Source organism: Tunicatimonas pelagia, from assembly GCF_030506325.1.
GTDB lineage: Bacteria > Bacteroidota > Bacteroidia > Cytophagales > Cyclobacteriaceae > Tunicatimonas > Tunicatimonas pelagia.
The window spans coordinates 5,932,049-5,949,048 of sequence record NZ_CP120683.1; the positions used below are offsets into that span (position 1 = coordinate 5,932,049).

Sequence of the window (17,000 nt, forward strand, 5' to 3'; positions counted from 1 at the left end):
CACTCAATCTTACATTTTAAAGACTTTTCTTGGTTTTTACGGATCGCTGCTGAGTAAATGAGTAGTGGTAGTTCGCTAACCAAACGGACGGCGTGGTACTACAAGTGATTTCACCTATCGGTAGCTGCATGTATTTTGCTATTATCATACTATCAACCATTGCGATGTATTCCTTGCAGGAAGACTGACAATTGAACTAAACACTTGCAGGTTGCCTTTACTGAAAGAATGACAACTTGTAACAGATGCGCGCTGTATTTGCTTTATTTTTACTACTTAATGCTACCTGTATTTTGGCTCAGGAAGCTGAAGTAGTGCCGCACCAGCCGGCTCAGTTACTATATCAACAAGGAAAAATTACTAAATCATATCGGTCTGCTTGGCGGAGCTTGGAAACCACTAAGTCGGAGTACGGAGCACTGAGTCTGGAATATGCTGATAACTTACGCTTGTTGTCGCTAATTACCGCATCTTTACACCAAGACTCGTTGGCATTGGAGTATACACTGCGAGAGATTCAGTGTCGCGAATATTTATCACCTGCCCCAGCGTACTTACTACTAGAAGCGTATCAAAATGCTGCCAATCTCTATCTATCGGTGGGTGATACCGAACTGGCTCAGGTAGCGATAAAACGGGTGCTGTTTCTGGCGGATTCTACCGAAGTGCAGCAAGATTCACTGGGGCTACTTCAACTTGAAGCCGGTAGGGTGTATCAGGCAGCTAATAATCAGCAATTGGCTGATTCTCTGTACACGCTTGCCCAAATTCACTCAGCGGATAGTTTACAGATATTACAAGCTCAATTTCAACAATGGTTGCTACAGGGAAAACTTAATCTAACAAAGGTGAGCAACTTAATGCGTACCCTTCAGCAACGCGGCGATACAACAACGACGTTCTACGCTGATTTATGCTATCAGCGAGCGAATATCGCACTAGCCGAAGCCGAGTGGCAAGATGCTCAACAGTGGTACGCAATGGCTCGTCGTCTTTATGAACGAGACATGAAGCAGATAACCAATGCCTACGCTAGCGTGCTGAATAATTTGGGAGCCATTGCTCTGGCCGATCAAAATACGGGAGAAGGAGGGTACCTCGTTGAAAGAGCTTTTCAGTACCGAGCTAGCCCCGTGGAATACACGCAAGGTAGTTTTTGGGTAGCACTCGCTAATCTGGCGGCTTACTATCAAGAGCACAGCAGTCCGGCGGAAGCTAACGCCCTTTACACTCAACACATTCATCTTGACGATACTGCTATCAACTACCCTTGGCAGTACGCCATTGCCCTCAATAATGTGGCTACTCTGTACCAAGATGAAGGTAATTACGAACAGGCGGCTCAATATTTTACGCGAGCCATAGAAGTTCTGGGTGAAAAAAAGTTGCCAAGTCAGCGGGCGGTGCTGCACCAAGCTTCTGTCTACAGCAACGCCGCCCGTAACTACCAAGACTTGGTTCGGTTTGATACCGCGATTTTTTATCATCAGAAATCATTAGAACTCATTAAGTGGGCCACTGGGCGGGAAAGTCCTAACTACGTAGCAGCCATTAGTGGTATGGCCGCACTCTATCACGATATTGGTTATTTAGTAGAAGCTGAAATATTCTTTCAGGAAGCAATCAGTATCCAAGAGAGACTTAGTGAAACCGAGGATAACATCTACGCCAACTTGCTAAGCAATTACGCACTTGTTTGTCAGGCAGCGGGTAACTACCCTAAAGCTGCTGAAATGCTAGAAGCATCCGTTAAGATAAAAGAAAAGTTGCTAGGCACTGACCATCCGGAATATCTGGTAACGCTTTCTAATATTGGCTTACTCTATCTGGATGAGGGAAAGTACACCCAGGCGCGTCCCATGTTGGAGTTGGTGGCAGAAGTACAGCGGGAAATATGGGGGGCAGAGCACCCTTCCATGATTTCTAGCTATTTGAATCTGGCTCGCCTGGAAGTAGTCACGGGTAACTATCCGGAAGCTGAACCACTACTCCAGCAAGCTTACGAGCTCTCGGTAGATCACTTCGGGGAAAATCATCCTGAGCAAGCGAAAGTGCAGATGGAGCTGGCAAAGTTTTACTTCACGCTAGGAAATTTCGTCCAAGCCAAACCACTGCTGCTGGCTAGTCAGAAAATATTATCTGATTCATACGGGGCATCTCACCCTGATTTGGCAACGGCCTACCAGAGTTTGGCTGCCCTTTATGAGGCTCAGGATAGTATAGAATTAGCGGAGCAGTACTATCAGCAGGCACTTAGCATCGACGCTAATACTTTAGGAAAGCAACACCCATCTTACGCGGCTACGTTAAGCAACTTGGCTACGCTCTACCAAAATAATAATCAGTACCAAAAAGCTTTACCATTACTCGAAGAGTCCTTATCGATTAGCCAAAAGCTGTTAGGGAAAGATCATCCGTACTATTCTACTACGTTACTTAACTTAGGATTACTTTACCAAGATTTAAACGAGCTTGATAAAGCCACTGAATATATTGAGGAAGCCGTGGCTGTTCGGCAAGAAGTACTCGGAGAGCTACATCCAGATTTTGCTTACGCCCGCTACAGTCAAGCAGTATTATACCATAAGCTCGGACGATATAAAAATGCCGAAGATATTTTTCACGGAGTGGTTGAGGACTATATTGGGCAGATACAAAACTATTTTCCTTCCTTGAGTGAGCAAGAGAAAGGAGCTTACTACCAACGGGTAGAACCAGTATTTCATGCGTTTCGCGATTTTGTTATCGATCAGGTATACTACCGAGCCGAGGGAGTGACTGAAGCTCAGAAGCGTCGTTTACTCATAGAATTGTACAACCTTCAGTTGGTGACCAAAGCCATGTTGCTCGATGCTTCTTATCAGCTTAGGCAAGCCATTGAAACCCAGAGCGAAACCGAAACGGTGAAGAAGTACGAACGTTGGCTGACAGTAAAAGAGCAATTAGGTCAATTGTACACCCTATCGCGGCGGGAGCGCAATGACCAGCGCGCGGCTATTCAAGTGTTGGAAAGTGAGGCTAACCAACTGGAAAAGCAATTATCTCGCAAGTCAGCCACCTTTGCCACAACCGTAGAGAGCAAGCAGGTTACTTGGCAACAAGTGCAGCAGCAACTTGAACCAACGGAAGCCGCAGTTGAGATTATCCGAGTGGCTCGCGATAGTAGTGTGCTGTACGCGGCTCTAGTAATAGAATCTACTAGTGAAGCCCCTCGGCTTTGCGTATTTCCCGAAGGAAAGGAGATGGAAAGTAAAAACTATTACTACTACCAAAATGCCATCAAATTTCGGATAACGGATGAGCTTTCTTACGATCAATACTGGCGGAGTATTCGTGAACAATTATCAGATAGTATAACCACAGTCTATCTGGCTCCCGACGGCATCTATCACAAAATTAATATTAATAGTCTTTACCGTGCTGATACCAAGCGCTACGTAATTGATGAAATGGATTTGCGTATGCTAAGTAGTACCCGCGACTTGGGTCGTGCGTCCGATCAACTGTCCTCAAAATCAGCTTACCTTATTGGCTCGCCTGATTTTCAGTTTCGGGTAGGATACCAAAATAGCGAAGCATTGATTGACTTAGCCACGCCATCACCACTCACGGCATCGGGGATGCTAGGTAGTACCCCGTTTTTATTCGGAATCCGAGATCTGCCCGGCACCAGAACCGAAGTAGAAGCAATTCGTAGTATGTTAACCAAACAACAGTGGACTACCTGGACGTACTTGGGTGAAGAGGCTAGAGAGGACATAATTAAGTCTGCAAAAGAGCCTCGAGTGCTGCATATTGCCTCACACGGCTACTTTATGACGGATTTATCCGAGTCAGGAAATGCTAATCGGGCGTACGGAACTCATTTGCAAAATATTGCGGCTAACCCTCTGCTGAGAGCAGGGCTACTTTTGGCTGGAGCCGAATACAGTATTCATAACTCACCTGACTGGAAGGTGGAAGACGGTGTTTTAACGGCTTACGAAGCCATGAATTTACGCCTAAACGGTACCGAGATGGTAGTCTTAAGTGCTTGCGAAACCGGATTGGGTGATATTAGAAACGGGGAAGGGGTGTATGGCTTACAGCGATCTTTTCTGATTGCCGGGGCACAGAGTGTGCTGATGAGTCTGTGGAACGTCAATGATAATAGCACGGCGGAGCTGATGACGATCTTTTACCAGAACTGGCTATCGGGTCAGAGCAAGCACCAAGCACTACGAAATGCCCAGTTAGCCGTTAGAAAGCAGCACGCGGATCCTTACTTTTGGGGTGGCTTTGTGTTAGTAGAAAGATAGAGCGGAATGGTTCGATGGCTCTATTGTTCAATTGCTGATTAGTTATTAGCCCACGGTCGATAGTCCATCGTCGACGGGCATTGGTTAATAGTCCACAGTCCATCGTCGATAGTCCACGGATATTAGGCATGAAAAATTGAAAATCACAGATTAGAAAATGGGTCATCTAGTTGGTTCCATCAAGGATCAATTTTAAATTCCGGTCTCCGGTCTCCGGTCTCCGGTCTCCGGTCTCCGCTTTTTAAACTATCAGCAAATTTCGTAGATTCACAGTTAACCAACACTACAACCTATTGATGAGTACATCTTCTCGAAAATATCCTTTGGTGCTACGGTGGGGCGGGCTTAGCCTCTTTTTCCTTCTGATAACTTATCTGATCTGGCTGGTACTAAACAACTCGGCTGAAAAAGTGGATTTCAACGCCGAAGTACGGCCTATTCTGAATAAAAAGTGCATTACCTGTCACGGTGGTGTAAAACGCTCCGGCGGATTTAGTTTGCTATTTCGCACCGATGCACTCAGTCCCAACGAGTCGGGAAAGTTAGGTATAGTGCCGGGTGATGCCCAAGCCAGCGAAATGATCCATCGTATTACCATTAGTGATCCTGAAGACGATGAGCGAATGCCGCCCGAAGGCGATCCGCTATCGGAGGAAGAAGTTTCTATCCTGACCCGCTGGATTGACCAAGGTGCTCAGTGGGAAGATCACTGGGCGTACGTAAAGCCTGAACCCATTGATGTGCCGGAAGTAAAAAGCGAGTGGGCAAATAATGAAATCGATAACTTTGTGGTGGAACGATTGGAACGAGAAAACTTTCAACCCGCTCGTGAAGCCGATTCCGCTACTTTACTTAGGCGGGTCTCGCTGGATTTGATTGGGCTTCCTCCCACGCCGGGTGATCTAAAGCAATTTTTAGAGGATGATAGCCCCGAAGCGTATGAAAAAGCCGTAGATCGTCTGCTGGAATCGCCGCACTTTGGTGAGCGATGGGCGGCTCTGTGGATGGACTTAGCCCGCTACGCCGATTCTAAAGGCTACGAAAAAGACGACCGCCGTACCATATGGCAGTACCGCGACTGGCTGATTAAGTCGTTTAATGAGGACAAACCATTTGATCAATTTACAATCGAACAACTGGCGGGTGACTTGCTGCCTAGCCCTACCGATGAACAATTGATTGCTACTGCTTTCCATCGGAATACTATGAACAATGATGAAGGCGGAACCGACGATGAAGAGTTTCGGGTAGCTGCCGTGATTGATCGGGTAAACACTACCTGGGATGTGTGGCAGGCCACCACGATGGCCTGCGTGCAGTGCCATAGCCATCCCTACGACCCTATCCGGCACGAAGAGTACTTTAAGTTTTTCGCTTTTTTAAATAATACGGCTGATGTAGATGTACCCAGCGAGTCTCCTAACTTAACTACGTTTAAAGAGGAAGAAGATCGCCAAAAGTTAGAGAATCTGAAAAACTGGGTGATTCGGCACACCGGTTCGGCGGATGATAAACTACAGCAAGCGCAGAAATTCGTTAATCTGGTAAGAATTGCGGAGCCTAAAATTCACCCACACAGTTTTGATACAGTCGTTAATGGCTCTCTACTTGACAACAAATACCTTGCAGTAGAAGACGGTGGCTACGCTCGCTTAACGGATGTACCGCTACAAAATGAAACTCAACTGCTCATTAGCTACAGTGCTAGCCACAGCCGAGGCAGGGTAGAAATCCGACTCGATAGCCTGCGCGGTGAGCGATTAGCTATCTGGAATGTTAAGAAAAACCAAGGTGGTTGGCGGTTTAAAACCACCGCAGTGCCCTTTAAAGGCATTAGCGGTACGCATGATCTGTATTTTATCTTCAAAGACCCTCAGCAGCAGGGAGCAATTGCTATGCTTGAGTGGCTGCTGCTTCATGAGCCACTGCCGGGTGAAGATCAACCCCATTATCAGCAGCAGCAACAGAACTTGATTTCTCTGTTAAACAGCTCCGAAGTAATCCGCACGCCAATTACAGTTGATCGCCCGGAGCGATTTTCTCGTACTACGCACGTTTTTGAGCGAGGTAACTGGCTAGTGCCCGGTGAGGAAGTAGATCCGGATGTTCCTCAAGCGTGGTCGGCTCTGCCCGAGGGTGCCCCCGATAATCGCCTTGGTATGGCGCAGTGGCTGGTAAGTGCAGAAAATCCGCTCACCGCTCGGGTAATGGTAAACCGACTATGGGCTGAGCTTTTCGGGATTGGGCTGGTAGAAACTATAGAAGATTTTGGTACACAAGGTGCGAAGCCTTCGCATCCGGCACTGCTCGACTGGCTTGCCTTGCAATTTATGCACGAGCACCACTGGAGCGTAAAAAGTGCCCTGAAGCAAATGGTGATGTCTGCCACCTACCGCCAGGCATCGGAGGTAACTCCCGGACTACTTGCTGCCGATCCGCGTAACCGACTGCTAGCGCGAGGGCCTCGTGTACGACTAACTGCCGAGCAGGTTCGGGATCAGGTATTGGCGGTGAGTGGACTGTTAAGCAAGAAAATGTATGGCCCCAGCGTAATGCCCCCTCAACCCGAGGGCGTGTGGCAAATCGTATACAGTGGCTTGGCCTGGGAAACCAGCGAGGGGGAAGATAAGCATCGCAGGGCACTGTACACATATTGGCGACGAACTAGTCCGTACCCCTCTATGATCGCGTTTGATGGTCCCAGTCGGGAGTTCTGCGTAACCCGTAGAATTGATACGAATACTCCGTTGCAAGCCTTAGTTACGTTGAATGATCCGGTATTTGTAGAAGCTGCCCAATCACTGGCTAAGCAGATGCAGCAAGCGGGCGAAGCTACGCAAGATCAACTTCGTTTCGGATACCGACAGGCTATTGCCAACTCGTTAGAAACTACCAAGCTGGAGCAACTAGAAAAGCTATACGCCGAAGCTCAGCAGTATTACCAAGATAATCCCGACGAAGTGGTGAAGATGGCTGGGAAAGAAGATGCTGAATTAGCTGCACTAGCCGTAGTAGCCAACGCCATTTTGAACTTGGACGAATTTGTGACCAAAGCCTAACCATCTATGAATATATATCAGGAAAAGCAGTATCGTGAGTCTCAGGTAGAAACCCGCCGTCACTTTCTGAAAAAATGTACATCAGGATTAGGCGGAGTAGCCCTAGCATCGTTATTCGGTTGTAATTTAGATAGTAATTCTACGACCCCGGCTTCCATTAATTCGCTGCCAACCAACCCGATGGCTCCAGGCTTTTCGCATTTTGCGGGTAAGGCCAAGCGAGTGATTTACATGCATATGGCCGGTTCGCCCTCTCAGCTCGAGCTATTTGACTATAAACCTGAGCTGGAGAAACTGCACGCTAAAGACTGCCCACCTTCATTACTAGAAGGCAAACGCTTCGCGTTTATTGAGGGAGTGCCCAAGATGCTAGGTCCCCAAGCGAAATTCTATCAGCGAGGCGAAAGCGGGATGATGATCTCAGATCGCTTACCCCACTTGGCTACCGTAGCCGATGAGATTACAGTGGTTAAGTCGCTGCATACCGATGAATTTAACCATGCTCCGGCTCAACTTTTACTGCAAACCGGTAGTGCCCGGCTGGGGCGACCGAGTTTTGGTTCCTGGGTTACTTACGGGTTAGGCAGCGAAAATGAGAACCTACCCGGATTTATTGTGCTGGTTTCGGGGGGGAAGACCCCGAGTGCTGGTAAGAGTGTTTGGGGCAGTGGATTTTTGCCATCAATCTACCAAGGCGTACAATGTCGCTCGCAGGGCGATCCGGTACTCTACGTTTCTAATCCCGATGGCATGAACGGGGATTTGCGTCGGAAAACCCTAGACGCTATCAATCATATTAACCAGCAGGAGTATCAGGAAGTAGGCGACCCAGAAATTCTGACCCGAATTTCTCAGTACGAAATGGCCTATCGGATGCAAACCTCCGTGCCTGAGGTAATGAGCATTGCGGATGAGCCCGAATATATTCACCAAATGTACGGTACCGAACCCGGCAAAGCTTCGTTTGCTAACAATTGCCTACTGGCTCGCCGTCTAATTGAGCAAGGTGTTCGGTTTGTACAGCTTTTCGACTGGGGTTGGGATTCTCACGGCACTGGAGTGGATACTGCGCTAGAAGCGGGATTCAAAGATAAGTGTCGCTCGGTAGACCGTCCCATGACCGCCCTGCTCAAAGATTTAAAGCAGCGGGGGCTGCTAGACGAAACGCTAATAGTTTGGGGGGGAGAATTTGGTCGGACTCCCATGCAGGAAAACCGCAACGGTAAAGAGATGCCGTTTATGGGGCGTGATCACCATACCGAAGCCTTTTCTATGTGGATGGCCGGGGGCGGATTGAAAGGCGGTTATACCCACGGCGAAACCGACGAGATTGGCTACTACGCGACGAAAGACCGAGTGCATATCCACGATTTGCAAGCCACTATGCTACATCTGCTGGGTATGGATCATGAAAAGCTAACCTACCATTTTCAGGGTCGGGATTTCCGCCTTACTGATGTCCACGGTAAGGTAGTTCGTAAAATCTTAGCCTAGATTTTATGATGAGCAACGGAGAGCGGAGAGCGGAGAGCGGAGAGCGGAGAGCGGAGAGCGGAGAGCGGAATTTAAAATTGATCCTTGATGGAACCAACTAGATGACCCATTTTCTAATCTGTGATTTTCAATTTTTCATGCCTAATATCCGTGGACTATCGACCGTGGACTATGGACTATTAACCAATGCCCGTCGACGATGGACTATCGACCGTGGACTAATAACTAATCAGCAATTGAACAATTTAGCTATTGACTATTCGTAGAAAAACGGTAATTTAGACAGCTAATGAATAGCTCAAAATAAGGATTATTCGATCTTGAGCGAATACTTTACGATATACTACAACAACAAGCATTTTGGAAACTCCTGATATTGTTCTTTTCTTCGGCCGCTTTCACCCCATTATTCTTCACTTGCCCATTGGCTTTTTAGTACTGGCATTTTTACTAGAATTGCTTTCTCGGATTGAACGCTTTAAAGCATACCGACCCGCAGTAGGCTTAGCTCTCTTTTTGGGTGCAGCTTCCGCACTAGTAGCGGTCATATTGGGATTAATGCTGGCTGAGGGCGGTGGCTACGGCGAAGAACTACTCGGCCTGCACAAGTGGCTAGGGATTGCTACGGTAGTGCTAGCCATAGTGGCGTATGTACTATATTTGCAACGCAATAAGCAGGGAAATCCAGCTTTGGATAAAGCCTACGTATCGGCTCTATCGGTAATGATACTGGTACTAATGGGAGCGGGGCACTACGGAGGTTCACTCACGCACGGTTCGGATTATCTTACGCAGTACATGCCCAACCCTCTGAGAAAGCTGGCTGGTCTACCTGAAAAGGAAAGTAAAGAAGAAAAGTTAATTACCAATCTGGAAGAGGCTGTCGTGTACACCGATATTATTCATCCAATCTTGGATTCTCGTTGTGTTTCCTGTCATAACCCCGATAAGAAAAAAGGGGAGTTAATGATGCACACGGCGGATGCACTACTGGCCGGCGGTGAGAATGGCGATATTTTCGTGCCCGGCGACCCCGAAACCAGTGAGATGCTGGTTCGGGTTCATTTACCACTCGTTGATGAGTACCACATGCCGCCCGATGGTAAATCGCAGTTGAGCGATGATCAAATTACGTTGCTGACTTGGTGGATAGAACAGGGGGCTTCTTTTGATAAGACTGTCGCCCAAATTGAGGTAAACGAAGAAACCCAACTAGTGCTAAACACGCTGCTTGACCCTAACGCCAACAAAACGGAGGTCGAGGTGCTGCTAGCTTCGGAAGTAACTCCTGCCGATGAGCAGTTAGTCAGCAATATTCAACAGCGCGGAGTGATGATTATGCCGTTGGCCGAAGAAGTGCATTGGCTGCAAGTGAATGTGCCTCGGTCGGCTTCGGCTGACTCGCTCATGAGTGAACTAGGAAAAGCGGCTGAGCAAATTACTTGGCTAGATTTAGGCAATACCGCTACTACGGATGAAGCTCTTAACGCACTGCCACAGTTTAAGAACCTAACTCGCCTGCATCTGGAAAATACCCAAGTAACTGATGCCGGGCTTGCTTCTATCGCCGAGCTACCTTATCTGGAATATCTCAACCTTTACGGCACCAAGGTTACCGATGAAGGTGTGCAGCAATTAGCCCAAATGAAGAATTTACGGCGGCTCTATCTGTGGCAAACTGAAGTGACTAAGCAAGGTGCTACCCAATTGCAGGAGGCGAACCCTAGTTTGGAAATCAATCTGGGAGTTGAAGACTGGAATGCTGTAAAAGCCGACAGTGCCGTGGCTTTGCGCTAAGTAAAGATGGAGTTCATTATCCGACAGGCGACGGTAGATGATATTCCATTATTGAATCAACTAGCTCAGTTTTCTATCCGCCAGCTCGGTGGCAAGTACTATTCTCCTCAGCAAGTAGAAAGCTCACTGAAGTACTTATTCGGTGTTGATACTCGGATAGTGCTCGATGGTACATATTATGCAGTTGAGGAAGCCGGTAAAGTTGTTGCCTGTGGCGGATGGAGTCGTCGCAAAACTCCCTTTGGTGGCGATCAGGCGAGTGATCAGCTCAACTTCGAGTTACGCAATCCAGCGGTTGACCCAGCCGTTATTCGCGCCTTTTACGTGCATCCCGATTGGGCTCGTCAAGGCATTGCTCGTCAGCTTCTTCATCACTGCGAAACCCAGGCTCTTCGTGATGGTTTTAATTGGTTTGAACTTACGGCTACCCTGAGTGGCTTTCCTTTCTATTCCCGCTACGGCTACCATGAAACTGGAAAGGTAGCCATGACGCTTCCTGATTCCGTCACTATCCCCGGAATGAAAATGGTGAAACATCCTTAGTTCCAGATACTATTTCACGGAACTTTCTGGCGTAGCTGGAGCTCATTTGAGCTAGCTTGCTAAGCTGTTTTTAAAAAGTACGGCTACTTTCATCCCCGTGCGCCCGTAATTTCCTGAGCACAATAATTTAGCTCAAAATCTGTTTAATACTCACTACCATAGTTTCTAATCGATTTTAACCAGAGGCTATCTCACGCTTATTGCTTCATTTTTCTGGTTTCACCTAAACCTATTGTTTTTTGAACACAGCAGTAAGCAAGTCTTCCAACCACCGCGATCACTCATTAGATTTTTTACGATTCTTTGGGGTGTTAATCATCATTTATGCTCATACTCATCCGCCGGAGTGGATCGATCAGATTCGTAATTTTGGCACGCCTTTACTCATTGTAGCGTCAGCAGCCACCTACGCTTACATTTATCGTTCTCGAGAGTTAAAAGTGGTTGCATTTCTAGAAAAACGGATGTACCGCTTGCTAATTCCAGCTTGGACGTTTCTTACTTTCTTTTTTGGTAGTCTCTTGATTGTTTCCATTGTTCTTGACCGTCCTTATCCTTTCAATACCTCGACAATAGTTGAGTCGTACTTACTGTACCGAGGGATTGGATACGTCTGGATTTTTAAGGTATATCTCTACCTGGCTTTTCTCACTCCTCTGCTTCTTGCTTACACCCGAATTGTAAAGAACGATTTGCTTTACTACGGGTCACTAGTGTTGTTCTTTACCATCTACAGCATAGCTAGCCAGTATTTTGAGAATACCATGTCCGAACGCAGTTTTGATATTTTTGCTGATTATGTGCTAACCATTTTTCCCTATCTGGCATTGTATGGCTACGGCATGAGACTACACGAACTAAAAAGGTCGACCGTAGGTTGGGTTGCTCTGTTGTCCGGAATTATTTGTGCTGGAATAGCAATTTATCTTTACCAACGAACCGGAGCGTGGGTTCCTACCCAAGAGTATAAATACCCTCCGCAGTTATACTATCTGTCTTACGCCCTCATGTGGGTGAACATATTGTACTTGGTGGCGTACTCCCCTTTGATAAAAAGCATTCCGCCGAAAATTATTCAGTGGCTTTCCGAGAATTCGCTCTGGATTTACCTTTGGCACATCTGTGCAGTGTATGGCTTGGAAAGGGTGATGGAATACGATAAATCTATCCCCGTTACGGTGATAAGGTTCTTTTTAATTCTAGCGATTTCTATCGGTTTAGTACTGATTCAAAATCAGATAACCAAGCGAGTAGAACTACTACACGTATTGCTGCACGGAAGCCGACGAATACAAAAAATGAAGAAGGTCGCCTAGAAGAGGTCGCCTAACATTGACTTGGAAATATCGAGGGTTAAGCTTTGAAAATTTCACTTGTATATACAAGTTGTATTCTTACCTTTGTAGCTGTAATTTTCTGTTATGAAACTTCCGCGCTATAAACAACTTCACCAAAAGCTTAAGAATGACATTCTCTCTGGGCATTATACTGAGGGTAGTTTACTTCCTTCGGAGAATACGTTGAGCGCTGAGCATAAAATTACCCGGGTGATGGTTCGTCAGGCATTAAGTGCGCTGGAGCAGGAAGGCTACATTGCCCGTCGGCAAGGAAAAGGTAGCATCGTTTGCGCCCAGCAACCCGCACTAGGATTATTATCCTTTCGGGGATTTTCTGAGGTAGTAGGAGAAACTGAGCATCAACCCAAATCAATATTTTTACAAAAGCCTATCCTGAGTGATTGGGATTCTGATTTCTTTTTCAATGTGTCGGCAGAGGAGGAAGAGGCGGGTTGTATTATGATAGGTCGCTTACGCCAGGTTGATTCACAACCAGTAATGTTGGAATACACTTATCTGCCTAATATTGGTATACCTAGTTTTACCGATAAAAAGTGGGTGCAGAACTCACTATTCCGTACGCTGTACCATCATTATCAAATAGAGATTACCAACGTAGATCAGCGCATCTGGGCAATCTCTGCCGAATCAGATGTTTCTGGATTTTTAGGCATTGCTGTTGGTTCACCCATCCTTCATATTCAACGACAGTACGGTACTAATCGCCCCGACTATTTTGTGTACAGCTCACTCTACTGCAATACTGACCACTACGCCATCGGCACCATCATAAAATAAATTTATACACACTATTAATTTCCTCTTTCAACTAACAAGATATGGATAAGATTACCGAACTCGCCAAAATGATTGACCACTCGCTGTTGCACCCCACCATGACGGATCAGGACTTAGTGGAGGGTTGCGAGCTAGCTAAAAAGTACAATGCTGCTTCCGTCTGTATCAAGCCTTACGCTGTACCAATGGCAGTAAAATTACTACAAGGTTCTGATGTAGCCGTAGGAACTGTGGTGGGTTTTCCGCAGGGAAGCTCAACCACTGAAATTAAGGTTCAAGAAACGAAGCAAGCTTGCCGAGCGGGAGCTACCGAAATTGATATGGTTGTAAATATCGGAAAAGTTCTAAGCGAAGACTGGGAGTACGTAACTGATGAAATAAAAGCAATCACGGACGAATCCCATAAACACGGGGCTATCGTGAAAGTGATTTTTGAGAATGACTTTCTGGATAACAATCAGCATAAAATTAAGCTCTGTGAGATTTGCAGTGAGCTAAACGCTGATTTTGTAAAGACCTCTACTGGTTATGGCTTCGTAAAGGGCAGCGATGGAAAATACTCTTATCAAGGAGCTACCCATCTTGATCTCAAGCTAATGCGAGAACACAGTGCTCCTCAAGTACAAGTGAAGGCCGCCGGGGGCGTTCGCACGCTAGATGATTTGTTGAAAGTAAAAGAATTAGGCGTGACCCGCATCGGAGCCACGGCTACCGCCACCATTCTGAACGAAGCCCAAAAACGCTTTGGTGATGGCAGCGTGGCTGTAGAAGAAAACACCAAAGAAGATCCTAGCGGGTATTAGTCTTTCTGTACAACAACTTAACCGATGGATTTACCTGCAAGGCTAGATAATCTAATCAGTCGTCTGGAAACTTTTGAGCCAACCCTGGATGACATACCAGTGTTCATCGGGTTAGACGGCTACATTGATAAGATTCAGAAAGTGGTGCAGGCACAGGATGGGCAGTCGCGCTCGTACTATCCAACAATCAATACTTTTGCCGAGCGTATTGAGCGGGCAGCAGGATTAAGTGCTCAACTAGAACTGGTTTCTCAGGAGGTAAAGCTAGGCGGTAATGCGCCCATCATGGCACACGCGCTGGCTTCTCTGGGAGTTTCAAATTATTGTCTGGGTAACTTCGGCTCTCCAGCAATTGATCCTCTGTTTGAGCAAATCCATTCGCAGAGCAAGCTGATTTCGCTAGGCGTACCTGCCGAGACTAACGCTTTAGAGTTTGACGACGGTAAGCTCATCTTGTCCGAAGTAAGTCCTTTTCAGGCGATTGACTGGAATTTTGTGAAGGAAACAGTCGGCATGGCTAATCTGGCGCAATACTGTAATTCAGCCAAGTTTATCGCGCTGGTAGACTGGTGTAATCTGCCGTTAGCTACGGATGTATGGCGAGGTATCAGTCAGGAGCTTATTCCTCAGTTGAGGAATTCTCCTCGTCATTTCTTTTTTGATTTGGCTGACCCTACTAAAAAGTCACAGGCCGCTATTGAGGAGGTGCTGGAAGTGATCGGTAGCTTTGGCAAATACGGAACGGTTACGCTCGGACTGAATGAAAATGAGGCTCGCCGACTAGCCCAAGCTATTGAAACTCAAACCGGAAAAACGACTGGTGGTGAGCTAACCGAGATTTGTTTATTCATCTATGAGCACACGAATTTGACAAATTTGTTGGTACATCCGCTAAACCGTTCTATTATTGTAAGTCCCCAGGGTATTCAGGCAATTCCCGGGCAAGTGGTCGCCAAACCACGCATTTCTACGGGTGGTGGCGATAATCTGAACGCTGGATTTTGCTTTGGACAATTAGCCGGATATTCGCTGGAAGACTCGGCTTTGCTGGGGATGGCTACTTCCGGGGCTTACGTGCAAAACGGCAAAAGCCCTAGCCGCTCAGAATTAATTTTTTATCTACAAAACTGGAAAAACAACCTATGAAAACCTTACAAATTGGCGTAGCCGGACTTGGCTTTATCGGGCCCGCCCACATCGAGGCTCTTCGTCGAATTCCCAATCTGCACGTAGCAGCCATTAGCGACATGAACGAAGAGATTGCTCAGGAAAAAGCCGATCAATTGGGCGTTGATGCTGCTTACGGCAGTTACGAAGAACTGTTAGCGCACGAAGGTCTGGACTGTATTCATATCTGTACACCCAATCATTTGCACTACCCGATGGCGAAAGCGGCTTTAGAAGCAGGTATCAACGTAGTTTGTGAGAAGCCGCTCTCTATGACCATTGCCGAAGCCGAAGAGCTGGTAGAACTGGCAGAGAAAACCGGATTGGTGAATGCGGTTCACTTCAACATTCGTTACTATCCGCTGGTACGACAGATGAAAGCCATGCGGGAGAATGGTGATCTGGGAGATATTTACTCCGTGATCGGTACCTATCTGCAAGATTGGCTATTCTACGCTACCGATTACAACTGGCGACTGGAGCCTCAGTATTCGGGCGATTCTCGCGCTATTGCAGATATCGGATCTCACCTGATGGATTTGATTGAGCATGTAACCGGCTTACAGATTAAGGAAGTAATGGCTGATTTCTCTACGGTACATCCTACCAGGAAAAAGCCCTTAAAACCTGTAGAAACTTATTCAGGCAAGATGCTCAAGCCGGAAGATTACGCCGATGTACCCATTGAAACCGAAGACTTTGCTACCGTACTGCTTCGCTTCAGTAACGGCAATAAGGGAACGCTAACGGTTAGTCAAGTCTCAGCCGGACGTAAGAATCGTATAAATGTAGAAATTGCCGGATCGAAGAAAACCGTTGCTTGGTGCTCGGAGTCACCTAATGAAATTTGGATCGGTGAACGCGATGTGCCTAACGGTCAACTGTTACGTGATCCCGCTTTAGTAGACGGAGCTGCTTCCAAGTTGATCTCTTTCCCTGGTGGTCACAACGAAGGGTTCCCCGATACGTCTAAGCAATTGTTCAAACAAGTATACGGAGCTATCCGCGACGGCAAGCACGAAACGGGTTTGTACCCAACTTTTGCCGACGGATTACGAGAGCTCTATCTAGGCGAAGCCATCGTAGAAAGTAACAAGAAACAGGCTTGGGTAACGATCTAGCATGTAATCGTAGATGCAATCCATTGATCTTATACGAGATAATTTAGAGAAGAGTACTAGTCGGGTGCTGGTGCGTATTGAAGATATGAGTAACTATGGTACAGTGTTTCCGACACCGAATGGAGGATGTCACACTCTCTGGGTACTCGGACACTTAGCATATATTGAGGCACTGGTTATTAGGGTATTTATGCTCGCTGAACCCAATCCTTTGCAAGACTGGAAAGAAATATTTGATGGGACAGAAGTAGCTGGTGATATTAATCAATATCCTTCGTTTAATTTCGTTTTGACCAGATGCCGCGAGATGCGTCAATCAACTATGAGCTTACTTGATTCGCTCACCGAAAACGATCTTGATAAGAAAAGTCAGAACGCACCCGAGGGCTTCGAGGATATGTTTGGTACCTATCGTCATTGTTTTCAGTTTGCCGCTGATCACTGGTACATTCACCGTGGTCAATTGGCTGATGCACGCCGTGCCGCCCGGCTAGAACGAATGTGGTTCTGAACTCATAACTACAGGTCGTGCGGAATACAATAGAAACTTGAAAATTATTGAACACCCGCTATTCTACCAACA

General features: G+C 46.7%; 11 protein-coding genes. All 11 read left to right on the forward strand.

All coding sequences use genetic code 11. From position 1 onward, the window contains the following. The first annotated feature begins 245 nt into the window (after positions 1 to 245). The 11 genes from P0M28_RS25445 (at position 246) to P0M28_RS25495 (ending at position 16,928) form a co-directional block, all read left to right on the forward strand. On the forward strand, positions 246 to 4,298 hold the full coding sequence (locus P0M28_RS25445; protein WP_302206191.1) for a tetratricopeptide repeat protein: 4,053 nt from the start codon (positions 246 to 248) through the stop codon (positions 4,296 to 4,298). 296 nt (positions 4,299 to 4,594) lie between these two features. Then, positions 4,595 to 7,357 carry a DUF1553 domain-containing protein gene (locus P0M28_RS25450; RefSeq protein ID WP_302206193.1) on the forward strand — a complete coding sequence of 921 codons (2,763 nt, stop codon included), beginning with the start codon at positions 4,595 to 4,597 and terminating at the stop codon, positions 7,355 to 7,357. 6 nt (positions 7,358 to 7,363) lie between these two features. Then, a complete protein-coding gene (locus P0M28_RS25455; protein WP_302206195.1) occupies positions 7,364 to 8,851 on the forward strand; it encodes a DUF1501 domain-containing protein in 1,488 nt (495 codons plus the stop codon). A gap of 360 nt (positions 8,852 to 9,211) precedes the next feature. Then, positions 9,212 to 10,648, forward strand: coding sequence for a c-type cytochrome domain-containing protein (locus P0M28_RS25460; protein ID WP_302206197.1), 1,437 nt, complete (start codon positions 9,212 to 9,214; stop codon positions 10,646 to 10,648). A 6-nt stretch (positions 10,649 to 10,654) separates the two neighbouring features. Further along, entirely contained in the window at positions 10,655 to 11,191 is a 537-nt protein-coding gene (locus P0M28_RS25465) for a GNAT family N-acetyltransferase (protein WP_302206198.1), read from the forward strand. 239 nt (positions 11,192 to 11,430) lie between these two features. Next, positions 11,431 to 12,507, forward strand: coding sequence for an acyltransferase family protein (locus P0M28_RS25470; protein ID WP_302206200.1), 1,077 nt, complete (start codon positions 11,431 to 11,433; stop codon positions 12,505 to 12,507). Positions 12,508 to 12,612: 105 nt separating this feature from the next. Then, positions 12,613 to 13,326: a GntR family transcriptional regulator gene (locus tag P0M28_RS25475; RefSeq protein ID WP_302206202.1), complete on the forward strand. Its 714-nt coding sequence runs from the start codon at positions 12,613 to 12,615 to the stop codon at positions 13,324 to 13,326. A gap of 41 nt (positions 13,327 to 13,367) precedes the next feature. Beyond that, a complete protein-coding gene (gene deoC, locus P0M28_RS25480; protein ID WP_302206204.1) occupies positions 13,368 to 14,129 on the forward strand; it encodes a deoxyribose-phosphate aldolase in 762 nt (253 codons plus the stop codon). Between the two features lie 24 nt (positions 14,130 to 14,153). Beyond that, a complete protein-coding gene (locus P0M28_RS25485; protein WP_302206206.1) occupies positions 14,154 to 15,275 on the forward strand; it encodes a hypothetical protein in 1,122 nt (373 codons plus the stop codon). Next, entirely contained in the window at positions 15,272 to 16,417 is a 1,146-nt protein-coding gene (locus P0M28_RS25490; protein WP_302206208.1) for a Gfo/Idh/MocA family protein, read from the forward strand. Before P0M28_RS25485 ends, P0M28_RS25490 begins: the two co-directional genes overlap by 4 nt. 13 nt (positions 16,418 to 16,430) lie before the next feature. Further along, positions 16,431 to 16,928 (forward strand): DinB family protein, encoded by a 498-nt coding sequence (locus tag P0M28_RS25495; protein ID WP_302206209.1) that lies wholly within the window; start codon positions 16,431 to 16,433, stop codon positions 16,926 to 16,928. Positions 16,929 to 17,000: the final 72 nt, after the last annotated feature.